Origin of the sequence: Actinomyces sp. B33, assembly GCF_028437565.1 — a bacterium.
GTDB lineage: Bacteria > Actinomycetota > Actinomycetes > Actinomycetales > Actinomycetaceae > Pauljensenia.
This window is the reverse complement of sequence record NZ_JAMRYR010000002.1, coordinates 354,983-376,943: the sequence shown is the minus strand read 5'-3', so window position 1 is coordinate 376,943 and position 21,961 is coordinate 354,983. Positions and strand designations below refer to the sequence as shown.

Genomic DNA, 21,961 nt, shown 5'->3' with positions numbered 1-21,961 from the left:
TGATGTCGTGTCCGTGCGGGTGGCCGCGCGACTCATCGGCTCTCGCCGTCGAGCGCGCGCCGGGTCGCCCTGTCGGCGGCCCGATTGCGGAAGAACCCGCCGATCGTGGTCCTCAGGCCCCGCAGGTGGTGCCCGTTGACGATGTCGACGACCCCGTCGACCATGTCGGTCGACACCATGCCCCGCGTCATCTTCGCCATCGCCCGGAACGGCATGTTCGTGACGAAGAGGATGTTGAGGTCCGGCCGGCCCGTGGCGTCGGCCCTCTCCCGCCGTTTGGCGAGGTTCGCCGCGACCATACGGGCCAGGCGGCTGCGGGCCCTGCTCATCGACGATAAGGGGTCGGTCGCGCCCAGGGCGCCGGTCGAGGGGGGGACCGGGATCGGCCGCCCCAGGAGGGCCTCGAACTCGGCGTCGGTGGCCTCGGCGACGTCACCGGTCAGGTAGTGGCCGAGGCGCTCGTCGACGGGGGCCGGAGTGGTCCCCTCGACGAGGAGCGCCCCCTCGAGGACGATGTCGCGGGCGTTGCGGCCGATGAGGATCGTCCACTCCCCCGCCTCGGTGGCCCACCGGGATTCGGCGGACTCCCAGTGGCGGAACGTGTAGGCGTCGAAGGGGATCTCGACGTCGAGGCTCGAGCGCGCGGGGACGCGGGCCTTGACGAATCCCTTGAGCTCGCGGTCCGGGCCGAAGACGCCGCCGGGAGCGCGCACGTAGAGCTGGACGACCTCGGCCCCGTCGACGTCGGAGGCGTTCGTCAGCGTCACTCGGGCGCCGTCGGCTCCGACGCGCAGGTCGGAGTACTCGATGTCGCAGTAGGACAGGCCGAATCCGAAGGGGTAGGCGACGTCGATGCCCGTCGACGCGTAGTACCGGTAGCCGACGTAGGGGCCTTCGCGGTAGAGCGACAGGGGGCCCTCGGCCGGGTACCAGCCGGCGGTCGGCGTGTCCTCGTAGCGCAGGGGGTAGGTCTCGGCCAGGCGCCCGGAGGGGTTGACGTCCCCGGTGAGGACCCGCAGGGCGGCGGAGGCCCCGGCCTGGCCGGACAGGCCGGTGTGGATCACCGCGCGCGCGTGCTCGACCCAGTAGGTCTCGACGGCCGATCCGGTCGACAAGACGACGACGACATTGCGGTTGATCTCGGCGAGCCGCTCGACGAGGGAGGTCTGGACGCGGGGCAGGCGCATGTGGGAGCGGTCGAGCCCCTCGGACTCGGAGAGTTCGTCGAGTCCGATGCAGGCCAAGACGACGTCGCAGCGGCCGGCCAGATCGAGGGCCTCGGCGGCGAGGGCCTCGTTCTCGGCGCCTTGGCGGTCGTAACCCTGGGCGTAGCCGACGAGGTCGAGGTCGGTGGCGCCGATCGCGTCGAGGATCGTCTCCAGTCGGGTCGGGTTGACCTGGGAGGAGCCGGACCCCTGGTAGCGCGGGGTCTTCGCCATGTCCCCGACGACGCCCACGCGGGTGCCGGGGGCGAGTGGGAGGATCGAGTCCTCGTTGCGCATGAGGACGATGGACTCCGCGGCGATCCTCCGGGCGAGGGCGTGGTGGGCGTCGGCGTCGAGGACGGGGCGGGGATCGCGAGAGGCGGCGGCCGCTCGGGCCATCGTCAGGACCTCCGCGGCGCGTTCGCGCACGTGGGACTCCGCGAGGTCGCCGCGTTCGACGGCCGCGACGATCTCGCGGGCGCTGTGCAGGCCGGGGGCGGGCATCTCCAGCGAGCCGCCGGCGCGGGCGGCGGCGACCGCCGAGTTCGATCCCCCCCAGTCGGATACGACCATGCCGTCGAAGCCCCATTCCTCCCTGAGGATGTCCGTCAGCAGGTGGGGGTTCTCGTGGGCGTAGGTGCCGTTGACGAGGTTGTAGGAGCTCATCAGGGCGCGCGGCCCGGACTCGCGGACGACGATCTCGAAGGCCGTCAGGTAGATCTCGCGCATCGTGCGCTCGTCGACGACCGAGTCGGAGGCCATGCGGCGCAGTTCCTGGGAGTTGACCGCGAAGTGCTTGGGGCAGGCCGACACCCCGGTCGATTGAATGCCGCGGACGAGTCCGGCCGCCATCCGCCCGGCGAGGAGGGGGTCCTCCGAGTAGTACTCGAAGTTGCGACCGCACAGCGGGGACCGCTTGATGTTGAGGCCTGGGCCGAGGACGACGTCGACCCCCAGGGCGAGCGCCTCGTCGCCGAGGGCCCGTCCCATGTCCTCGGCGAGGCCGGGGTCCCAGGAGGTGGCGACGGCGGCGGCCGTCGGGAAGCACGTGGCGGGCTCGGACTGGGCGATCCCCAGGTGGTCGCCGGAGCCGAGCTGACGGCGGATCCCGTGGGGGCCATCGGACATGACGAAGGAGGGGACGCCTTTGGCCGGCAGGGGCCGGGAGTCCCATTCGGACGAACCTGATAGGAGGGACGCGGCTTCCAGCAGCGTCAGTTCGGGCTCAATCGTCGAGGCCACGTCGTCGTTCCCTTCTCGTGCTCGCCGCGCGCCGTCATCGTCGGGGGTTGGCCCCAGTGAATCGGGGCTCCGGCGGTGCCGGCGGGCCGGGGTGCATGATCTGTCGTTGTGAATCGGTATTCTGTCGGGCCCGATGGGCGGAGGCGATGGGCCCGGGCCCATCGCCTCCGCCTCCGGCGGATCACTCGCGTCGGGCGTCCTTCACCCGGATCTGCGAGTCGCCGGCGTGCTTGGCGACGCGCCGGTAGACGGCGACGGCTCCGGCGAGGATCCCCAGGGACAGCACCGCCGTGCCGATCCACTGACCGTACTTCCACATCGGGGGCTCGTAGGAGACGGTCGCTCCGGGGGCGAGACCGTTCATCGCGTTCGAGTTGGCGACCGCGTACAGGATGTTCTTCGTCGCCTTGCGGATGTTGGCCACCCCCAGTGCCGACGAGTCGTCCTTGTAGGACTTGGACGGGGCGAAGGACAAGGTGAGGTCGGTTCCCGCGTCGATCGCCTGGTCGGGGCTCATGTAGTTGTAGAGGTTGAAGTCCGTGATGGCGAACCCGGTGAATCCCCACTCGTCGCGCAGGACGTTCGTCATCAGCGCTTTCGAGCCGCCCGCCCAGGTGGCGCCGATGCGGTTGAAGGAGCTCATCACCGCGAGGGAGCCGATCTGGGCGGTGGCGGTGGTCCCCTGCTCGTCGGCGATGTAGTCGACCTGGGAGGTCACGCCCTTGACTGCGATCTCGAAGGGCTTGAGGTAGAGCTCGCGGATCGTCTGCTCATTGGCCCACGAGGCGATCCCGTTGTTCACACGGTTGGTCTCCTGGTCGTTGAGCGCGAAGTGCTTGAGCGTCGTGTACAGGCCCTTGTCGAGGGCCCCCTGCGAGACGGCGGCGGCCATCTCGCCCGACAGGATCGGGTCCTCCGAGTAGTACTCGAAGTTGCGCCCCGCGAAGGGGCTGCGGTGGAGGTTCATCGCCGGGGCGTACCAGCCGGAGACCTTCTTCAGGAGGGACTCGTTGCCGACCATGGCCCCCATGGCCTCGCCCAGGTCGACGTTCCACGTCTGGGCGATGGTGAACTCGGACGGGTAGGCGGGGCCGTTGACCGAGGCGTTGATGAACGAGGAGAACCCGGCGGGACCGTCGAGGTCCGTGACCGCGGGCTTGGCGATCGACGGCAGGGCCGCGGAGTTGTAGGCGCCGTTGAGGAGCATGTTCGTCATGTCCGAGACCTCGAGGGAGTCGAGGAGTTCATCCCATCGGGGGTCGTCGTAGGCGGCTCCTCGCAGGTCGACGAGGGTGAGGTCGGTGTCCGCTCCCGTTGTCGGCGTCTCCCCCTCGAACGCCTCGGCGGCGGCCCGGGCGTCGTACTCGGCGAACCCGGCGCGCGCGGCCTCGGAGGCCTTCATGAGCTCGGTGCCGAGGGGGGAGCGGGGGAAGGTCCCGGCGAAGTCGGCGCGCGACATGTTGAGGATCTTCCCGGTCTGGGAGGGGTCGTCCGTGAAGTCCCCGGAGACGTCGTCGAACTGGTTGACGGCGGCCGTCTCGTCGGTCGAGCGGGGATTCGACTCGCCGTAGACGACGGTCTCGTCGACGGTGTAGGTCATCGGGGACGCCCCGTCGACCGGGGTGTGGGAATCGGATCGGAGGGTGATCTCGTAGTCCCCGGCCTCGAGGACGTAGGCGCGAGCCTGCTCGTAGTCGTAGGACGCCATGTCCTCGACGGCGAAGGAGACGGTGAGGGTCTGCGAGGCGCCGGGGGCGAGTTCGTCGGTCTTGGCGAAGCCGCCGAGGACGACGGCGGGCTTCTCGATGCCCCCGCGCGTGTAGGGAGCCGAGTAGTAGACCTGGACGACGTCCTTGCCGGGGGCCGAACCGGTGTTCGTCACCTCGACGTCGACGCTGATCTGGCCGTCGACGCCGCCGAAGTCCTGGCCGACGACCGTCTGCGAGAAGTCGGTGTAGCTCAGGCCGTATCCGAAGGGGTAGACGACGGCCCGGTCGTAGTCGATGAATCCCTCGACGGCGGCCGTCTCGTAGTAGCGGTAGCCGATGTAGATGCCCTCCTGGTAGTTGACGAAGGGGGCGTCCTCGGTGACGGTCGCGTTTGACGCGGCGCTCGACAGGGCCGACGACGAGTAGGAGGCGGCGAGGTCCTCGTAGGTGAAGTCCCCGAAGTTGACGAAGGTCGGGTCCTGTGTGAAGTCGGAGGCCCACGTGTCGGTCGTGCGGCCCGAAGGGGGGATCTGCCCGGCGATGACCTTGCCGACGGCGTTGAAGCCGGACAGGCCGGGCGAGCCGATGAGGAGGACGGAGTCGATGCCGGGGTCCGCTTGGATGTCCCCCATTTCGAGGGTGGTGGAGGCGTTGACGACGACGACAACCGTGTCGAAGTTCGACTTGGCGAACTCCAAGAGGTCCTTCTCGTCCTTGTTGAGTTCGAGCTGGTGCTGGCCGTCGACGTAGTTGTCGTCCCATCCCTGCATCGACTGGGCGAGGTCCCCGCCCTCGCCGCCGCCCCGTCCGATGTAGACGATCGCCGCGTCCTGGTAGTCGGCGATCGAGTCGGCGTGCGCCTCGTATTCGGACACGGGCATTTCGCCGATGACGTAGGTGGAGATCTCGGGCTTGTCCATCTCGATGACGGCGCGGTCGTTGGCCTGCGCGTAGGCGTCGATCGCCTGGTACATGGCGTCGTTGACGCTCATCCCGGCGTTCTCGAGGCCCTGGCGGGCGTTGACGGCGGTGGTGACGTCGACCGAGCCGGATCCTGAGCCCCCGTAGACGGGGTCGGCGGCGGTGCGCCCGAGCATCGTCACGGCGGAGCCGGCGGGCAGGGGGAGGGCCCGGGCGTCGTTCTTCGCCAGGACGATGCCCTCGCCCTCGATCTCCTCGATGAGGGTCGCGGCGGCGGCGTTCATCTCCTCGACGGTGTCGTAGTCGGCGTCGTAGTAGTCGGTGTCCCAGCCCTGAGCGGATTCGGGATTCGTCACCGTGTACTCGCCGGCGCCCAGCGCGCCGCCGATCCAGCTGTTGAAAATGCCGATCGCGACATTCGCGACGATGACGAGGACGGCGAGGACCGCGAGGATGGGGATCCAGATCGCCAGGAATCTCTTGTTCGTCATCGGAGCCTTGTTTGCCTTGGTAGCCACTGCCCAAGCCCCTTCGTTGATGGTGTCGGCCCGGCCGCCGCTGGCGCCGGGTGCGTCGCCGGTCATCGGGCGACGGTCGGGGGCGGTCCCCCGGTGGGGCGGGGCCCGAGGCGTCCCCCCGGGTCCCGCTCGGGTCAGCCCCTGCTGGGGCCGCGGGTCATTTGGCCTCGACCTCGGAGATCGTGCCGTCCTGGTCGATCTGGTAGGTCTTCTGCGACTGGGCCGCGAGCGCGCCGATGACGAAGTTTGTGCCGCCCTCGATCTTGACGATGGAGGTCGTCAGCTTCTCGGTGTCGTCCGACCAGTCGTAGGGGACGACGAGCATGCCGTACTTCTCGGTGGGCTTGTCGACGTCGTTGGCCAGGTAGATCTGGGTCAAGGACGGGTTGGACTCGAGGGTGTCGAGGATCGTCTGGCGCGCGCGGACGAGGTCGTCCTTGGTCGCCGCGTCCTCGCCCTCGACGGCGGCGGATTGGCCGGCCGCGGCCGGCGCGTCGGAGGAGCCGGAGCAGGCGGCGAGGCCCGCGGTGCCGGTCATGGCGATGGCGGCGGCCAGGCCGATGCGCAGGAGCGAGTTCTTCATGGTCAGTGGTCCCTTCCACTTCGACTGTCTTCGGGTCGTGCGTCAGCGCATGATCCGCGGTCGTCTCCGGGGCGGGGCGACTGCGTCGGGCGGCCGCTCCGGGGTTCGTCGGGCTGGTCGATCATCGTTGACGTGCGTGTGCCGCCGTCTCCGTCTCCTCGCCGTCATGCGGGCGTCGGAGGGGATCGGGCCTGGGGCGATCCTATGGATCGTCGGGAACGCGGATGAAGCGGGGGCGCACAATCTGTCGGCCGGGCCGCACAATCTGCGTTTCCGTTATCCGTTCGTTATTGGTGGCCGCTGGGGCGGGCCCTCCCCCGCTGGGAGGGCCCGCCCGGAGGCGTCCGCGTCGATCGGGTCAGTCGGTGATGACCGATCCGTCGATATGCAGGCCGAAGCCGTAGTCGTAGACGTTGCCCGCCGAATCGGTGTAGGGCGTGACGTCCTTGGCGACGTCCTCCTTGTTGGCCTCGACCGTGTCCATGTCCTGGGGGAACTGGATCGGCAGGCGGCCGTTGGCCTCGTGCTTGCCCAGGGCGATCTCGATGAGGGCCTCCTGAGCGGTGCCGAATCCGACGACGATGGCGTCCGACTGGGCTTCGAACTCGGCGGGGATCACCGGGTTGTTCGCCTTGAGCACGGCGATGACGGGGATGTCCTTGCCGGAGGCGTCGACGGCTTCGCGGGCGCGCAGGAGGGCGTCGAGATCGGCTTCGTTCGTCAGTCGCGAGGTCTGACCGTAGTAGGAGCGGTTCTCCTTGGTCCCGTCGGGCAGGATGTCGCCCGAGATCGAGGTCTGGCGGACGTTGGGCCCGTCAGCGGTGTAGGGGCGGTACTGGAGGGAGAGCGGGTAGTACGTTCCGGTCTCGGCGTCCAGTCCCGAGTTGGCGAACACCGCTCCCGAGTTCGGCGACTTCATGCCGACCAGGACGACGTCCACGTCGGTCAGGTCGGGGGCCGTGTAGGAGAAGGTCCCGTCCCCGTTGTCGACGACCGTGTCGGTGACGACCGTCCCGAAGTACTTCGAGAGGAGCTCCTCGTCGAGGGAGATCCCCTCGGTCACCTCGGGTTCGGGGGAGAACAGCGAGGCGCGGCCCGTGTCGTAGGTGTGCGGCACGTACACGGTCTTGTCGGAGTAGTCCGCGTTCTCATCGAGGGTGATGGCCCCGTCGTTCTTCAGCAGGACGATGGAGTTGAGCTGGGCCTGACGGCCCGCCTCGACCTTGTCGTCGGAGCCGACGGCGGCCGAGGAGGCGTCGAGGTCGAGGAAGGGGTTGTCGAAGGCGTCGGCGTTGAAGATCATCGTCAGGACGCGCTGAGCGGACTGGGCCCAGCGGGTCTGGGCGTCGATGTCGTTCGTGCCGGCCTCGTAGTCTGCCTGCCACATGTCGTACGCGGCGAGGACCGGCGCGGCGTCGTTGTTGCCGCCGAACATGTCGGTGCCGTTCTTGATGATCGCGTAGTGGCGCTCCTCCTTCGTCAGGGAGTCGGAGCCCCATCCGGTCGCGATGAACGCGTCGGGGTCGGACAGCGCGTTGGTGACGCCCCAGTCGGTGCACACGACGCCGTCGAAGCCGTTGTCGTCGCGCAGCGCCGAGAGCTTACCCGCGTCGTAGGAGGACCCCATGCGGTCGGTGTACTCGGGGTCACCGTTCGCGTCGAGGGTGATCGAGTAGGAGGTCATCACCGAGGCGGCGTCGAGGGCCTGCTGGAAGACGGAGATGTGCTCGGCGGAGTTGCCGCCGACCATGACCTCGTACTGGCCGGCCGACGTGTGGGACTCGCGCCCTCCCTCGCCCGCGCCGTCGCCGGGCCAGTGCTTGATCATCGCGTTGACGGACTGATCGCCCCAGCCGGTGTTCTCGCCGCCCTCGGAGAAGGTCCCCTGGAAGCCGTCGACGTAGGACTTCGCCATGGCTCCGGCCATCTGGGCGTCCTCGCCGAAGGTCCCGGACACGCGCAGCCAGCGGGGCTCGGTCGCCAGGTCGATCTGCGGGGACAGCGCGGTCGCGATGCCCAGGGCCTTGTACTCCTGGGAGGCCATCTTGCCGAATTCGAGAACCGTGTCGGGGTCGAAGGTCGCGGCCAGCCCCAGGGAGCTCGGCCACTTCGAGATCTCGCCGGCCTCGGAGAAGGAGGCCGCCTGCGAGGCGTCGGAGCGCGGATCCGACGAGTAGTTCACGGGGATGTACGGGAGCTCGGCGCTGCCGAGGGTCTCGACGTAGGCCTGCATCTCGTTGACCCACTGGACGTTCATCTTGACGTCGGAGGGGCCGGCGTTGAGGACGTTGCGCAGGTAGGACTGCGACAGGTACGTCTTCTGGTCCTCGGTGAGGCCGTCGCCGGGGGCGCGCTCGTGGGAGGAGAAGAGCATGAGGCCGCTCATCTGCTCCTTCGTCAGGCCCTTGACGTAGGCGGCCGCGCGCTCCTTGGCGTCGAGGCGCCAGTCCTCGGCCGGGTCGAGCTCCCCGTTGCCGTTGATGTCCTTGAAGGCGTAGGTGTAGTCGCCGTCCTTCGCCTCGACGACCTTCATGGCACCGCCGGTGGCGAACGAGAGGACCTGCCCGCCGTTCGGGTTCTTCACCTGCGTGAACTCTGTTTTGCCGTCGGTCATCTCGGTGGTGACGTAGGTGGTGCCGGTGTTCTCAGCGGTCCCCGATTGGGACTGCGGTGCGCCGGTCGAGCAACCCGCCAAAGCGAAAGCTGCAGCGCCGACCACCGCGACCGCGCTCGTCGAACGAGAGATCCTCATTGAATTCCCCTCACAACGTGGTAGTTCTTCATCGAGCTGGAAATGGTGATGCTTCTCCGCCGAGTCGCGCGTCGACGGGGACGTCCGCTCGGCATCAGTGCACGGCCAGGCTAGGGACGGGGATGAGACTCGCACCCCCGGCGATGCACAATCTGTCATTGCAGAGGCACAATCTGCCCCGCCGTGACATTCCCGTGACTCGACCGGGCGAGTCACCGTGGTCGAGGCGCCGCGCGAGCCCTCCTCGGACTGCCCCGGTCCGCCGGCCGCCGACCCGATAGGCTCGCACTGTGATTGCGCACCGGACCCGCCTCGTCTTCGTCGACCTCGACGGCACCCTCTTCGACCGCACCCAGCGACCCCCGGAATCGGCCGTCCGCGCCTGCCGGGACGCCGTCGGCGCCGGCCATACGCTGATGCTGTGCACGGGGCGCTCCGTCCCCGAGATCTACCCGTGGGTGTGGGACCTGGGATTCGCCGGCATCATCGGGGCGGCGGGCGCCTACGTGCGCGTCGGCGAGGACGTCCTCCTCGACAGGAGGATCGGGGCGCAGGACATTCGCCGCATCACCACGGTCTGGGACGATGTCGACGGGATGTGGATCTGGCAGGGTCCCGACGCCATGCACCCCAAGCCCGGGTACATGTCGGCCTTCCTGGCGACGGCGGGGGAATCGGACGGGGATTGGGCGGACTACGCGGACTCCGTCGGGCCGTTCGTGCGCACGGGCCTGCCGGAGTCGTCGAGCAAGTGCACCGTCTACATCCCGTCCGATCGAGCCGACCTGGAGGCGCTCAGACCCCGGATGCCCGAGGGCTTCCAGGTCATCGGCGGCTCGGTGGGGGCCGGCGACGCGCTGGCCGTCGAGTTGATGCCCGATGACATCTCCAAGGGCACCGGCATCCGGCTCGTATGCGAGCGCCTGGAGGTCGACGTCGCCGAGACGATCGCCATCGGGGACTCGACGAACGACATCGACGCCCTGCGCACCGCGGGCACGGGGGTCGCGATGGGGGGATCGGCCGACGAGGTCCTCTCCGTCGCCGATCTCGTCGCCCCGCGGATCGACGAGGACGGCTTCGCCTGGGCATTCGCCGAGCTCGACCTGATCTGAGGCGGAGGCCATGGGATCCCTCCCAGACGGTTCGACTTCCTCCGGGCGCGAATCGACGCCCGAGCCCGAGCCCCTGAACTCCAATTCCGCCTTCCTCCACCTGTGGGCGGGCGAGACCGCCAGCCAGATCGGGTTCCAGGTGGCCGCGCTGGCCACGAGCGCCATGGCGATCACGATCCTGCACGCCTCGACCGACGAGGTCGGGCTCCTCAACGCCCTGCAGACGATCGCCTTCCTCCTCATCGGCCTGCCGGCCGGCGCGTGGGTCGATCGGTGGAGGAAGCGCCGAACGATGATCGCGGCCGACCTCGTGCGCGTCGCGGCCCTGGCCTCCGTGCCGATCGCCGACATGCTCGGCGGGCTGACCCTCGCGCACCTCATGGTCGTCGCGGCCGTCATGGGCCTGGCCACCGTCTTCTTCGACGTCGCCTACCAGTCGTACGTCCCCGTCATCGTCGGCCCCACTCAGGTCGGCGACGCGAACGGCCGCCTCGAGGCCTCCTTCCAGATCGCGAGGATCGGCGGGCCCGGCCTGGGCGGGTGGCTGAGCGCCGTGGCCTCGGCCCCCCTGGCCTATGCGGCGACGGCCGGGGCCTACGGGTTCTCGGCGCTGGCGGTGTGGAGGATCTCCGAGCCGGAGGCGCGCCCCGTTCCCCTCGCCGGCACCGGTCTGTGGCGCCAGATCCGCGAGGGCCTGGACTACGTCCGGTCCGAGCCGCTCCTCGCTCCCCTGTTCGCCTGCATCTCGATGGCCTCGTTCTTCATGCAGGCCCAGGTGGTCCTCGTTCCGGTCCTCGTCCTGCGCACCCTGGGGATGTCGGCGTCGACCCTCGGCGGCCTGCTGTCCCTGGGGGCCGTCGGGGGATTGATCGGGGCGATCGCCCGGCCCCGGATCGTCCGTCGTCTCGGCGAGGGCCGGTCGATCTACCTGTGCAATGTCATCGGGGTCGTCGCGTCGCTGGGGCTGCCGCTGTCGGCGAGGGCCGGCTCCCTGGCGGCCGCGGTGATCGTCGCCGCGAGCGTCGTCGGCTCTTTCTTCCTGACGATCTACAACGTCACCCAGATGAGTCTGCGCCAGCGACTGTGCCCTCCGGAGCTCCTCGGCAGGTTGAACGCGACCTTCCGTTTCGCCGTGTGGGGGATGATGCCACTGGGGTCGTTGGCCTGCGGCGCCCTCGCCGAGCGGATGGGAGTGGAGGCGGCGATGTACGTCTTCACGGCGGGGGCTCTCGTCGCCGGGGGGCTCATGGCCCTGACCCCCGCCGCCCGGCTCGGCGGAGACGGGGACGGGGCGCGCGCCCGTGCGCTACCCTGAATGTGATTCGCACCTCATCGGGTGCCTGTGAGTGAGAAGGGGGCTTTCCATGAGCCAGGCGCAGCAGATCCTCGACGCCCTCGGGGGCTGGACGAACATTTCGAGCCTCGAGGCCTGCATCACCCGGATCCGGCTCGACGTCGTCGACGACTCGGCGGTCGACTCCGAGGCTCTGCGCGCGGCGGGCGCATTCGACGTCATCACCGTCGGCGACTCCGTCCAAGTCGTCATGGGCCCGCAGACCGAGGATCTCGTCCTTCAGATCGAAGCCCTGCGGTGAGCCTCCAGGTCGCCTCCCCCGTCGCCGGGGAGGCGGTCGCGCTCGCCAATGTCCCCGACCCCGTCTTCGCCCAGGAGATCGTCGGCACCGGGCTGGCCGTCCAGCCCGCGGTGTCGGCCCGGATCCGCGTCGTCTCCCCGTTCTCCGGCACGGTGGTCGCGCTCCACCCGCACGCTTTCGTCGTGCGCGCTGATTCCGGCCAGGCGGTGCTCGTCCACGTCGGGATCGACACCGTCGAGCTCGGCGGGCGCGGCTTCGAGGTCCTCGTCGGCAAGGGGGATCGCGTGGAATCCGGCGAGCCCGTGATCTTCTGGGACCCGTCGGCCGCGGCGGAAACGGGGCTGTCCACCGTCGTCCCCGTGATCGTCCTCGAACCGGCCGGGGCGTCGGTGTCGCCGTCGGTGGGCCCCGGGACGCCGGTGGTCGCCGGAGCGCCCCTGCTGAGGATCGACTGACCGCGATCGCAGCGGATCGTCAGCCCAGCGCGGACTGGAGCAGGGCGAACAGGGATGTCAGTCGCTCATTCGACGCCAGGTCCTCGACCGGCACCTCGACTCCTGCCGCGTCGCACAGGGGGATCCGCCAATTCGGGTATTCGAGATGGGTCCCGGGCATGTTCTGGGGACGGTGGTCCCCCACCGCGTCGACGAGCGAGGCGACGACGAGACGGGCCGGCGTCGCCGCCACATAGGCGTAGAGGGCCTCGACGAGGTCCTTCTCGGAGGGTTCGGCCGCGCGGATCAGGTCGTATTCGCGCAGGCGGGCGACGACCTTCTCCAATTCCAGGCGGTCCCGGTCTCGCACGTCCTCGACGTCCTCGACGAGGAGGCCCAATTCGTCGCGCAGCGTCGTCTGCACGCCCGCGAGGTAGCCGCCGGTGGGCGGCAGGTCGTGGATGTTGACGGCGGCGAGGCACTCGCGACGATAGTCGCCCGGGTGCAGGGGCCATCCCGCCGAGTCCTTCTCGAACCAGACGACGGCGGTGCCGAGGACCCCCCGATCGCGCAGGTAGTCGCGGACCCAGGGTTCGACGACCCCCAGGTCCTCGCCGATGACGAGGGCGCCGGCCCGCGTCGCCTCGAGGAGGACGACCCCGACCATCGCCTCGTGATCGTAGTAGACGTAGGTCCCCCGGTCGGCCGGCCCGCCCTCGGGGATCCACCACAGGCGGAAGAGGCCGAGGATGTGGTCGATCCTCACGGCCCCGGCGTTGGCCAGGGCGGCGCGCACCATGTCCCGCAGCGGCGCGTACCCGGCGTCGGCCAGGGCGCGCGGCGACCACGGGTGCTGCGACCAGTTCTGCCCCTGCTGGGAGTACATGTCGGGCGGCGCCCCCACCGACATCCCCGAGGCGAAGAACTCCGGGCTCGCCCAGGGCTCCGAGCCCGACGGGTGGACGCCGACGGCGAGGTCGGCCATGAGCCCGACTCGCATCCCCAGGTCGAGGCCGACCCGGTGGGCGTCGGCCAGCTGCTCGGCGACGACCCATTGGCACCACTGCCAGAACTCGACGCGATCGGCCATGTCGAATCTCATCCGGTCGACGGTCGTCGACGAGACCTTCGCCAGGTCGCCGGGCAGGTGCATGGACCCGGAATCCTCGACCATCGCGCACCACAGGGCGAAGTTCGCCAAGTCGGGCCCGCCGTCGGCGATGAATCTGCGGAACAGGGAGTCCCTGTGTCCGGCGCGCCCGGCGGAGAAGATCACGTCGAGGGCCTTGCGCTTGGCCTCCCATGAGCGGTCCCGGTCGATGAGGTCGGATCCCGTGTTCCATTGCGACGTCTCCAGGCGCAGTTCCTCGACCGCGCGCCGGGAGGCGTCGGGCAGGAGCGCGTACTCGGGGATCGCCTCGGGCCGGATGTACAGGGGGTTGATCCACCGGCGCGAGACCGGCAGGTACGGGGAGTCCTCGACGGGGAGGATCGGCTGGGAGGCGTGGACGGGGTTGATGAGGAGGAAGTCGGCGCCCCGGTCCGCGCACACGGCGACGAGGTCGCTGAGGTCGGCGGCGTCCCCCACCCCCCAGGAGGAGGCGGATCTGGTCGAGTACATCTGCGCGCTGACCCCCCACGCGCGCTGGTCCTGCGACAGGAGGGGGTGCTCGAGGGCGTCGGGGACGACGATCAGCGTGGAGGAGTCGACGAGGCCCCCCTCGACGGTCGCGACGAGCCGGTGGTATCCGAGCGGCAGGTCGTCGGGCAGGAGGAATGTGGCCCGTCCGATCAGCTGACCGTCGACCTCGTGGGGCTCGACCCATCGATCGACCTGGGCGCATTCCCCGCTGGCGCCGTCCTCGCACACCCACGTCAGGGTGACCCATGATCCGTGGGGGACGTTGACGGGGATCTCCGGGCCATTGCCGCGACGGACGACGACGGTCGGTGCGAGCACCCGGGTCCACGGGGCGTCCTCGGCGGCGCGCAGCGCCGATCGGATGTCCTCGTCGTCGCTGGTCCCGTCGACAGGGGCGCCAAGCGCGCCGAGAACCGCCAGGAGGGACTGCGCCTCGACGTCGACGCGGCGCCCGTGGAAGTCCCAGTAGCCGGTGGCGACCCCGTGCAGGTCGGCCAGTCGCCGCAGGGCGTCGATGTCGATGGCGGCGGGGTCAGTGGTCATGTGTGCTCGCGTTCGTCGTCATCGGCCAGGATTCACGGCTCATCGTAGGCGTCGGCGCTGTCGACGAGGGAGGCCCCGGCTGTGCGTTCCGCCACGAGGAGGTCGCGCATGGAATCGGCGAGGGGCTCGGAGTCGAGCCCGGCGATGATCTGGACGAAGGATCCGGATCGGACGACGCCGAGGACTCCGGGGATCCGCAGGCCGGGCTCCCGGACGTCGGCTTGGCTGTCGACTTCGACGCGGATCCGCATGGCGCAGGGCTCGACGTCGAGGATGTTGGCGGAGCCCCCCAGTGCCGCGATGAGCTCACGCGCAGCGTCCATTCCGGTCTCAGACTCCTCGATCGATCATCCGCACCCGTTCCCACGCCCGTGCGATGCGCATCACATGGTAGTGCCCATCGCGGCTGAGCGGCAACCGGGATGCGCCCGGCCTGATCGGGGGGACAATGGGGGCATGACCCTCCCTTGTGAGATCCCCCTGACGTCCGACGAGCCCGTGGCCTCGGTCCTGCGGATCCTGCGCCTCGACGGGGGCGAGGGGGACGCGTTCACGGCCCGTTCGCTCCCGCAGGTCCGCCGGGTGTACGGCGGCCAGGTCATCGCCCAGGCGCTCCTGGCCTGCGCGGCCACGGTCGACGACGAGCAGCGGCTCCCCCATTCGTTCCACGCGTACTTCCTGCGCGGGGGCGACCCCTCCTCCCCCTTCTCATTGGAGGTCGAGCGGCTGCGCGATGGGCGGTCGTTCTCGAGCCGACGGGCCTCGTGCCTCCAGGACGGCGCGGAGATCCTCTCGTTCCTCGCGTCCTTCGAGGGCCCGGAGGAGGGGCTGATCCACGCCTGGCGCAAACCGGACGTCGCCGAGCCGGAGTCGTTGACGAGCGCGTTGGAGATCTTCCGGGCGATGGAGCACCCGGTAGGGCGCTTCCTCGGGAAGACGAGCGCCTTCGATGTGCGCCACGTGGGTCGTTCTCTGTACACGGCGGCCGACGAGTCCCGGTCGCCGCGCCAGTGCCTGTGGATGCGGCCGCGCTCGACGGTGCCGGAGTCGGCGTCCCAGGTGGTCCACCGCGCCCTCCTGGCGTACGTCATCGATCAGGTGATGTTCGAGCCGGCGATGAGGGTCCTCGGATTGTCGTGGATGACGCCGGGGATGTCGGCGGCCTCCCTCGATCATGCGATGTGGTTCCATCGGGACGTGGACGTCAACGAGTGGCTGCTCTTCGAGGGGGAGTGCTCGAATGTCAATAACGGCCGGACCCTGTGCCGGACCCGGGTCTTCACGCGCGCGGGCGCGCTCGTGGCCGAGGCCGAGCAGCAGGGGATGTTGCGCGTGCCCGACGGGGCGTCGCGGGGGTCGGGGCGCTGGGGCTTCGGCGTCGACCCGGCGACGGGGGCGGTGCGCGTCGGCGCCGCTTAGCCGCATCCGTTCGGGGCGCCGGCAGCGGAGGGGCTGCCGGAACGGGGCCGACGGCGATGCGGGGCGGCGATGGTGCTCGCAGGGGCCGCCGCCCGCCGCCCCGTCGCAGGAGACGACGAGCCGTGCGGCGGGCGCGGATGCGTCGAAGCCGGCGCGGGCCTGACTGAAGCCGTCCTCGTCTCGATGAGGCGCGGTCAGTCGCGCGTGAGCTTGCGGTGGGTGACCCGGTGCGGCGTGGCGGCCTCCAGCCCCAGGCGCTGGATCTTGTTCTTCTCGTAGGACTCGAAGTTGCCCTCGTACCAGTACCACTGAGCGGGGTTCTCCTCGGTCCCCTCCCATGCGAGGATGTGCGTGGCGACGCGGTCGAGGAACCACCGGTCGTGGGTGACGACGACGGCGCATCCGGGGAACTGCAGGAGGGCGTTCTCCAGCGATCCGAGGGTCTCGACGTCGAGGTCGTTCGTCGGCTCGTCGAGGAGGAGCAGGTTGCCGCCCTGCTTGAGGGTCAGGGCGAGATTGAGCCGGTTGCGCTCGCCGCCGGACAGGACGCCGGCGGGTTTCTGCTGATCGGGGCCCTTGAAGCCGAAGGCCGACACGTAGGCGCGCGACGGCATCTCGACATTGCCGACTTGGATGTAGTCGAGGCCGTCGGAGACGACCTCCCACAGGGTCTTGTCGGGGTCGATGCCGGCGCGGGTCTGGTCGACGTAGCTGATTGCGACGGTCTCGCCGATGGTGAGCTCGCCCCCGTCGAGGGGCTCGAGGCCGACGATCGTCTTGAAGAGCGTCGTCTTGCCGACGCCGTTGGGGCCGATGACGCCGACGATGCCGTTGCGCGGCAGGGAGAACGACAGGCCGTCGATGAGCGTGCGATCGCCGAAGCCCTTCTTCAGGTCCTTCGCCTCGATGACGACGGAGCCCAGTCGGGGGCCCGGCGGGATCTGGATCTCCTCGAAGTCGAGCTTGCGGGTGCGCTCGGCCTCGGCCGCCATCTCCTCGTAGCGCTCCAGACGGGCCTTCGACTTGGCCTGACGGCCCTTGGGGTTGGAGCGGACCCACTCCAGCTCCTCCTTGAGGCGCTTGGCGAGCTTGGCGTCCTTCTGCCCCTGGACCTGAAGGCGCTTCTCCTTCGTCTCGAGATAGGTCGAGTAGTTGCCCTCGTAGGGGTAGAGGTGGCCGCGGTCGACTTCGGCGATCCATCCGGCGACGTGGTCGAGGAAGTAGCGGTCGTGGGTGACGGCGATGACGGCTCCCGGGTAGGAGGCCAGATGCTTCTCCAGCCATTCAACGGACTCGGCGTCGAGGTGGTTCGTCGGCTCGTCGAGGAGGAGCAGGTCGGGGGCCTCGATGAGGAGGCGGCACAGGGCGACACGACGGCGCTCGCCCCCCGACAGGACCGACACCTCCTGGTCGGCGGGCGGGCAGCGCAGGGCGTCCATGGCCTGTTCCAGTTGGGAGTCGATGTCCCAGGCCCCCAGCGCGTCGATCTCGGTCTGGAGCTTGCCCATCTCGTCCATGAGGGCGTCGAAGTCCGCATCGGGATCGGCCATCTGCTCGGAGATCTCGTTGAATCGGGCGAGCTTGGCGAAGGTGTCGGCCGCCCCCAGGCGCACGTTCTCGATGACGGTCTTCGTGTCGTCGAGCTGGGGCTCTTGCATGAGGATCCCGACGCTGTACCCGGGCGAGAGCCGCGCCTCCCCGTTGCTCGGCTCGTCGAGGCCCGCCATGATCTTGAGGATCGAGGACTTGCCGGCGCCGTTGGGGCCGACCATGCCGATCTTCGCGCCGGGGTAGAAGGCCATGGTGACATCGTCGAGGATCACCTTGTCGCCGATGGCCTTGCGGGCCTTGATCATTTGGTAGATGAACTCCGCCACTGTTCTCCGTCCAGGGTACGTAGGGGGCGCACGGGCGCCGGATCGCCTCCCATGGTAGGACACGGCGCCCGGGCGGGGCCCCTTCGGGGGGCGGGGCGGGTGAGGCGCCAATCACCCGCTCCCCGCTCCCGCGACCGACTCCCCCGTCCCGGCCCCCGATCACGCGCAGGCCTCGAGAACGCGAGTGCCTCCGAGGCCGGCGCCCTCTTCCTCCCCGTCGTTCGGCTCCCCGCATCCGCCTCCCCCCTGGTCGGCCGGGATGGTCGCCGCAGTCGCGCAGAATCGATCCGGATCCTGCGCGATCGGATGGTCGTTGCTCGGGGCCGGCCTCCCGACGGGCGCCGCCTCGGGCTCGTCGCCCTCGTGGGATTCGGCGTTGAGGAGCCGATCGTCGTCGGGGGTCCGCGCCGACCCGGGAACCTGGGGCTTCGAGAACGATCCGACGCCGCGTGCCAGGTCGTGGCCCACGGACTGGGCGGTGATGATGAGCTCGCCGCGCGCCTCGCCGTTCTTGTCGATGTAGGCGTTCGTCCCGGGGCGCCCGACGACGATGACGGGCTCTCCCTTGCGGACCGAGCGCAGGACGTTCTCGGCGAGGCTGTCCCATACGCGGATCGTGTACCAGGTCGTCCGCTCGTCGGCGAGGGCCCCGGCGTCGTTGACCCGCCATCGGCTGACCGCCAGGCGGAATCGGGCGTGGATGTGCCCGCCTGATGTCGTGAAGGTGCGCAGGTCGGTGCCGACCCGGCCGCGCAGGGTCATCGTCGTCTCGTTCATCATGGTCTCCTTGAGCGTCCCGGCGTGTTCCGGTGCCCTCAGAATCCTGCGGAAGGCGCCATCTGGACCAGTGGCGTCGACGCGCCTGGGGATGAGCGCGGGTCCCCGTCGCCTGTGGATAGACGAAGGCCGGCGCCGAGGCGCCGGCCTTCGTGCGGGATCCGATCGGTCAGGAGGAGGCCCCGGTGATGCCCAGGGCGACGACCTCGGCGGCGACGGCCCGGGCGTCGTCCGCTCGCACCGGCTCCTTGGGGAAGAGGACTCGTCGGTAGTACTCGAGTTCCTGGATGGACTCGAGGATGTCGGCGAGGGCCCGGTGCCCGCCGTGCTTGTCCGGGGATTCGGTGAACGCCGCCCGATACCAGCGCTTAGCGAGCTCTTTGATCGAGGAGACGTCGACGAGGCGGTAGTGGAGGTGGTCGATGACCTCGGGCATGTTGGCCTCGAGGAATGCCTTGTCGGTTCCGACGGAGTTGCCGGCGAGCAGGGCCTTGCCCGGCGCGGGCACGAACCTCTTGATGTAGTCGAGAACCTGGGCCGTGGCCTCCTCCATGGTCAGGCCGTCCTTGAGGTCGTCGAGGAGGCCGGAGGAGGTGTGCATCTGGCGGACGAAGTCGTTCATCGAGTCGAGGGCCGCCTGCGGAGGGGCGATGAGCACATCGATGCCGGGGTCGACGATGGTCAGGTCCGCATCGGTGATGACGACGGCCACTTCGATGAGGGCGTCGGAGTCCACGTCGAGGCCGGTCATTTCGCAATCGATCCACACGAGGGGATCCTTGATCTGTGTACTCACGGGCCCATCTTAGGCGCGCCCCGGCGACCGGCCTGTGCCCTCGGTCCCAGCGCCGACGACGGCGCCGCCCCGCCCAGCCGTGGGCCGTGCGGGACGGCGGCTCGTCAACAGCAGCGGGCCTGGACCCCGGTCTCGGCCTCGCGCCGGCGCTGCTCCCAGAACTCCTTCTCCCCCATCGGCTCGTGGCCGTCGTGGTCGATCCGGTGGCGCTCGACGTAGCGCTCGTAGGCGGATTCCCCGGTGAAGTCGCGCCACAGGGATCGGGCCAGGGCCAGCCGGCCCCTCAATCCCGGCGCCCCGCCGGCCGATGCTCCGCCCACGTCAGTGACCTCCGTGGGAGGAGCGCACGAGCGCCGGGTCGCCGACTGCGGCGAACTCCGCGGCCGCTTTCTTGGCCAGCGCCGAGGCGATCATCGTGTCGGGGGCGAAGAGCCGGGACTCCTGGTACGGGTCCTCCGAGGTCCACGTGTCCTTCGCGCGGATCGTGCGGACGATGCGCACGGCGGCGCACACCATGACGAAGGCGACGGCGACGAGGAAGACGACCGACAGGGTGCCCTGGATCATCGTGTTGCGCACGATGGCCTGCTGGACGCCGATCTGCTCGGGATCGGTCAGGGTCGGCAGGAGCGCTCGGGCGTCCCGCCACTGCTGGAAGTAGCCGACGCGCGGATCCGTGGAGAAGATCTTCTCCCAGGAGGCGGCGAAGGTGACGATCGTGTCCCAGGCGAGGGGGACCGCGGGGATCCACACGTACTTGACGTAGCCCTTGCGCACGGTCATCACGGTGACGAGGAGGAGGGCGACGGCCGCGATCAGCTGGTTGGCGATGCCGAACAGCGGGTAGAGCGTTTGGATGCCCCCGCGCGGGTCGGTCACCCCCATGAGCAGCAGCGAGCCCCAGGCGGCGACGACGACGCCGGTGGTCGCCCAGGCGCCGACGTGCCACGAGGGGTCGCGGAACTTGGGCCAGATGTTGCCCAGGGCCTCGCCCAGCTGGAAGCGGGCGACTCGGGTGACGGCGTCGACCGCCGAGAGGATGAACAGGGCCTCGAACATGATGGCGAAGTGGTACCAGAAGCCCATCATCGCCCGGCCCCCGCCGATCTGGTGGAGGATGTGCGCCATGCCGACCGACAGGGTCGGCGCGCCGCCGGTGCGCGAGACGATCGAGGGCTCGCCGACGTCGGCGGCGACCTGGCGCAGCGCGTCGGCGCCGGTGTAGGTCGTCGGGGCGCCGTTCTCGTCCCAGGATTCCCAGACCGGTTCGAGGCGCTCGCCGTGGATGTCGGTGACGACGAGGTTCTCGACGGCGACGTCGGCGACGGCCTCGCGGTCGGGGGCGGCGGCGACGGCCTCGGGTCCGGCGAGGCGGTCCATCGTCGCGGCGGAGGTGTTCATCGAGAAGTAGACGCCCGGGCTGAGCGACACGGCGGCGGCCAGGGCCATGATCGCGACGAAGGACTCCATGAGCATGCCGGCGTAGCCGATCATCCTCACGTGGGATTCCTTCTGGATCATCTTCGGGCTCGTCCCGGCTGAGACCGTCGCGTGCATGCCGGACAGGGCGCCGCAGGCGATGGTGATGAACAGGAAGGGGAAGATCGATCCGGCGAAGACGGGGCCGTCGGTATTAAGGGCGAAATCGGAGACGGCGGCCATCTCGACGAGGGGGCGCACGAGGACGATGCCGACGGCGAGGATGACGATCGTCCCGACCTTCATGAAGGTCGACAGGTAGTCGCGGGGCGTCAGGAGGACCCACACGGGCAGGACGGCGGCGAAGAACCCGTAGACGACCATCGCCCAGACGAGGGTCGTCGGGGACAGGTGGAGGAAGCGGCCGAAATCGGATTCGGCGACCCAGCGCCCGCCGATGATGACGGCGATGAGGATCGCGAAGCCGGCGACCGAGACCTGGGTGATCCTGCCGGGCTGGACGTAGCGCAGCCACAGTCCCATGCCGATGGCGATGGGGATCGTCATGCCGACGGAGAAGACGCCCCAGGGCGATTCGGCCAGGGCGTTGACGCAGACCATGGCCAGGACCGCCAGGACGATCATCAGCATGACGAAGATGATGACGGTGGCGACGACGCCGCCGATCCGGCCGATCTCGTCGGTGGCCATCTGCCCGAGAGAGCGCCCTCCTCGGCGCATTGAGAAGTGGAGGACGAGCATGTCCTGGACGGCTCCGGCGACGACGACGCCGAGGATGATCCACAGGGTGCCGGGCAGGTAGCCCATCTGGGCCGCCAGGACGGGGCCGACGAGGGGGCCTGCCCCGGCGATGGCGGCGAAGTGGTGGCCGAAGAGGACGACGCGGTGCGTGGGGTCGTAGTCGCGGCCGTTGTTGATGCGCTCGGCGGGTGTGGCGTTGGAGTCGTCGGGGCGCATGATCTTGCGCTGGATGTAGAGCGCGTAGAACCGGTAGGCGATGACGTAGGTGCTGATCGCGGTGATGACGAACCAGATCGTGTTGACCTGCTCGCCTCGGGAGACGGCGAGCATCCACCATCCGGCGACGCCCAGGGCGGTGATGAGAGCCCACACCGCGATCCTGGTGGGGGTCATCCTCGTCTCGGGGCGGATGCCGACGGGGATTCCGTCCTTGTTGCGGATGATCCGCTCGTCCTCCTCGGGGGTGTAGGTCGGAAGCGGTGTTTCCTCCATTGTCCTCATGGGGCTGTTCCTCACGTATAGGGATGGATGGCGAGCGGGGCCCTGTGGGGCCGAGGCTCGTCAAAATCTTCAAGCACACCGGAGCCATTAGGCAAGGTTGGCCTTATCGGCGCGTCCTCGCGATCGCCCTCCCACTCGCCTGGTGAGCACC

The 21,961-nt window shown here is 69.5% G+C and carries 16 protein-coding genes; 5 read left to right on the top strand and 11 right to left on the bottom strand.

Features of this window, described 5'->3' with window-relative positions; translation table 11 throughout:
* Positions 1 to 32: 32 nt before the first annotated feature.
* The 4 genes from M3T53_RS04205 to M3T53_RS04190 all read right to left on the bottom strand — a co-directional run bounded on the left by M3T53_RS04205 (position 33) and on the right by M3T53_RS04190 (position 8,930).
* Positions 33 to 2,447 carry a glycoside hydrolase family 3 protein gene (locus M3T53_RS04205; RefSeq protein ID WP_272433202.1) on the bottom strand — a complete coding sequence of 805 codons (2,415 nt, stop codon included), beginning with the start codon at positions 2,445 to 2,447 and terminating at the stop codon, positions 33 to 35.
* A 181-nt stretch (positions 2,448 to 2,628) separates the two neighbouring features.
* Positions 2,629 to 5,595, bottom strand: coding sequence for a glycoside hydrolase family 3 protein (locus tag M3T53_RS04200; protein WP_272433201.1), 2,967 nt, complete (start codon positions 5,593 to 5,595; stop codon positions 2,629 to 2,631).
* A gap of 157 nt (positions 5,596 to 5,752) precedes the next feature.
* Entirely contained in the window at positions 5,753 to 6,178 is a 426-nt protein-coding gene (locus M3T53_RS04195) for a hypothetical protein (RefSeq protein ID WP_272433200.1), read from the bottom strand.
* A 358-nt stretch (positions 6,179 to 6,536) separates the two neighbouring features.
* The gene (locus tag M3T53_RS04190) at positions 6,537 to 8,930 is read right to left on the bottom strand and encodes a glycoside hydrolase family 3 protein (RefSeq protein ID WP_272433199.1); all 2,394 of its coding nucleotides are present in this window, start codon (positions 8,928 to 8,930) and stop codon (positions 6,537 to 6,539) included.
* 290 nt (positions 8,931 to 9,220) lie between these two features.
* Between M3T53_RS04190 and M3T53_RS04185 the strand changes: the two genes are divergently transcribed.
* The 4 genes from M3T53_RS04185 to M3T53_RS04170 are packed head-to-tail and all read left to right on the top strand — an operon-like array spanning position 9,221 to position 12,095.
* A complete protein-coding gene (locus tag M3T53_RS04185; RefSeq protein ID WP_272433198.1) occupies positions 9,221 to 10,045 on the top strand; it encodes an HAD hydrolase family protein in 825 nt (274 codons plus the stop codon).
* Between the two features lie 10 nt (positions 10,046 to 10,055).
* Positions 10,056 to 11,360: an MFS transporter gene (locus tag M3T53_RS04180; RefSeq protein WP_272433197.1), complete on the top strand. Its 1,305-nt coding sequence runs from the start codon at positions 10,056 to 10,058 to the stop codon at positions 11,358 to 11,360.
* A 49-nt stretch (positions 11,361 to 11,409) separates the two neighbouring features.
* Positions 11,410 to 11,640: a PTS glucose/sucrose transporter subunit IIB gene (locus tag M3T53_RS04175; RefSeq protein ID WP_272433196.1), complete on the top strand. Its 231-nt coding sequence runs from the start codon at positions 11,410 to 11,412 to the stop codon at positions 11,638 to 11,640.
* A complete protein-coding gene (locus M3T53_RS04170) occupies positions 11,637 to 12,095 on the top strand; it encodes a PTS sugar transporter subunit IIA (RefSeq protein WP_272433195.1) in 459 nt (152 codons plus the stop codon). Before M3T53_RS04175 ends, M3T53_RS04170 begins: the two co-directional genes overlap by 4 nt.
* Before the next feature lie 19 nt (positions 12,096 to 12,114).
* On the opposite strand, the gene malQ is transcribed toward M3T53_RS04170, so the two are convergent.
* Positions 12,115 to 14,259: a 4-alpha-glucanotransferase gene (gene malQ, locus M3T53_RS04165; RefSeq protein WP_272433194.1), complete on the bottom strand. Its 2,145-nt coding sequence runs from the start codon at positions 14,257 to 14,259 to the stop codon at positions 12,115 to 12,117.
* Between the two features lie 32 nt (positions 14,260 to 14,291).
* The gene (locus M3T53_RS04160; RefSeq protein WP_272433193.1) at positions 14,292 to 14,582 is read right to left on the bottom strand and encodes a PTS transporter subunit EIIB; all 291 of its coding nucleotides are present in this window, start codon (positions 14,580 to 14,582) and stop codon (positions 14,292 to 14,294) included.
* Positions 14,583 to 14,715: 133 nt separating this feature from the next.
* Between M3T53_RS04160 and M3T53_RS04155 the strand changes: the two genes are divergently transcribed.
* Positions 14,716 to 15,678 carry an acyl-CoA thioesterase gene (locus M3T53_RS04155; RefSeq protein ID WP_272433192.1) on the top strand — a complete coding sequence of 321 codons (963 nt, stop codon included), beginning with the start codon at positions 14,716 to 14,718 and terminating at the stop codon, positions 15,676 to 15,678.
* Between the two features lie 194 nt (positions 15,679 to 15,872).
* Here M3T53_RS04155 and ettA read toward each other — a convergent pair whose 3' ends face one another.
* The 5 genes from ettA to M3T53_RS04130 form a co-directional block, all read right to left on the bottom strand.
* Positions 15,873 to 17,555: an energy-dependent translational throttle protein EttA gene (ettA, locus tag M3T53_RS04150; protein WP_272433191.1), complete on the bottom strand. Its 1,683-nt coding sequence runs from the start codon at positions 17,553 to 17,555 to the stop codon at positions 15,873 to 15,875.
* Between the two features lie 159 nt (positions 17,556 to 17,714).
* The gene (locus tag M3T53_RS04145) at positions 17,715 to 18,335 is read right to left on the bottom strand and encodes a single-stranded DNA-binding protein (RefSeq protein ID WP_272433190.1); all 621 of its coding nucleotides are present in this window, start codon (positions 18,333 to 18,335) and stop codon (positions 17,715 to 17,717) included.
* A 166-nt stretch (positions 18,336 to 18,501) separates the two neighbouring features.
* Entirely contained in the window at positions 18,502 to 19,128 is a 627-nt protein-coding gene (gene orn / locus M3T53_RS04140) for an oligoribonuclease (RefSeq protein ID WP_272433189.1), read from the bottom strand.
* 104 nt (positions 19,129 to 19,232) lie between these two features.
* Positions 19,233 to 19,448, bottom strand: a complete 216-nt coding sequence (locus tag M3T53_RS04135; protein ID WP_272433188.1) for a YbdD/YjiX family protein — start codon at positions 19,446 to 19,448, stop codon at positions 19,233 to 19,235.
* A gap of 1 nt (position 19,449) precedes the next feature.
* Positions 19,450 to 21,810: a carbon starvation CstA family protein gene (locus M3T53_RS04130; RefSeq protein WP_272433187.1), complete on the bottom strand. Its 2,361-nt coding sequence runs from the start codon at positions 21,808 to 21,810 to the stop codon at positions 19,450 to 19,452.
* Positions 21,811 to 21,961 lie beyond the last annotated feature (151 nt).

Coding starts and splice junctions, on each gene's coding strand:
- M3T53_RS04195 (WP_272433200.1), bottom strand. CDS start 6,178: ATGAAGAACTCGCTCCTGCGCATCGGCCTGGCCGCCGCCATCGCCATG.
- M3T53_RS04190 (WP_272433199.1), bottom strand. CDS start 8,930: ATGAGGATCTCTCGTTCGACGAGCGCGGTCGCGGTGGTCGGCGCTGCA.
- M3T53_RS04180 (WP_272433197.1), top strand. CDS start 10,056: ATGGGATCCCTCCCAGACGGTTCGACTTCCTCCGGGCGCGAATCGACG.
- M3T53_RS04175 (WP_272433196.1), top strand. CDS start 11,410: ATGAGCCAGGCGCAGCAGATCCTCGACGCCCTCGGGGGCTGGACGAAC.
- malQ (WP_272433194.1), bottom strand. CDS start 14,259: ATGACCACTGACCCCGCCGCCATCGACATCGACGCCCTGCGGCGACTG.
- M3T53_RS04160 (WP_272433193.1), bottom strand. CDS start 14,582: ATGGACGCTGCGCGTGAGCTCATCGCGGCACTGGGGGGCTCCGCCAAC.
- M3T53_RS04155 (WP_272433192.1), top strand. CDS start 14,716: ATGACCCTCCCTTGTGAGATCCCCCTGACGTCCGACGAGCCCGTGGCC.
- M3T53_RS04145 (WP_272433190.1), bottom strand. CDS start 18,335: ATGATGAACGAGACGACGATGACCCTGCGCGGCCGGGTCGGCACCGAC.
- M3T53_RS04130 (WP_272433187.1), bottom strand. CDS start 21,810: ATGAGGACAATGGAGGAAACACCGCTTCCGACCTACACCCCCGAGGAG.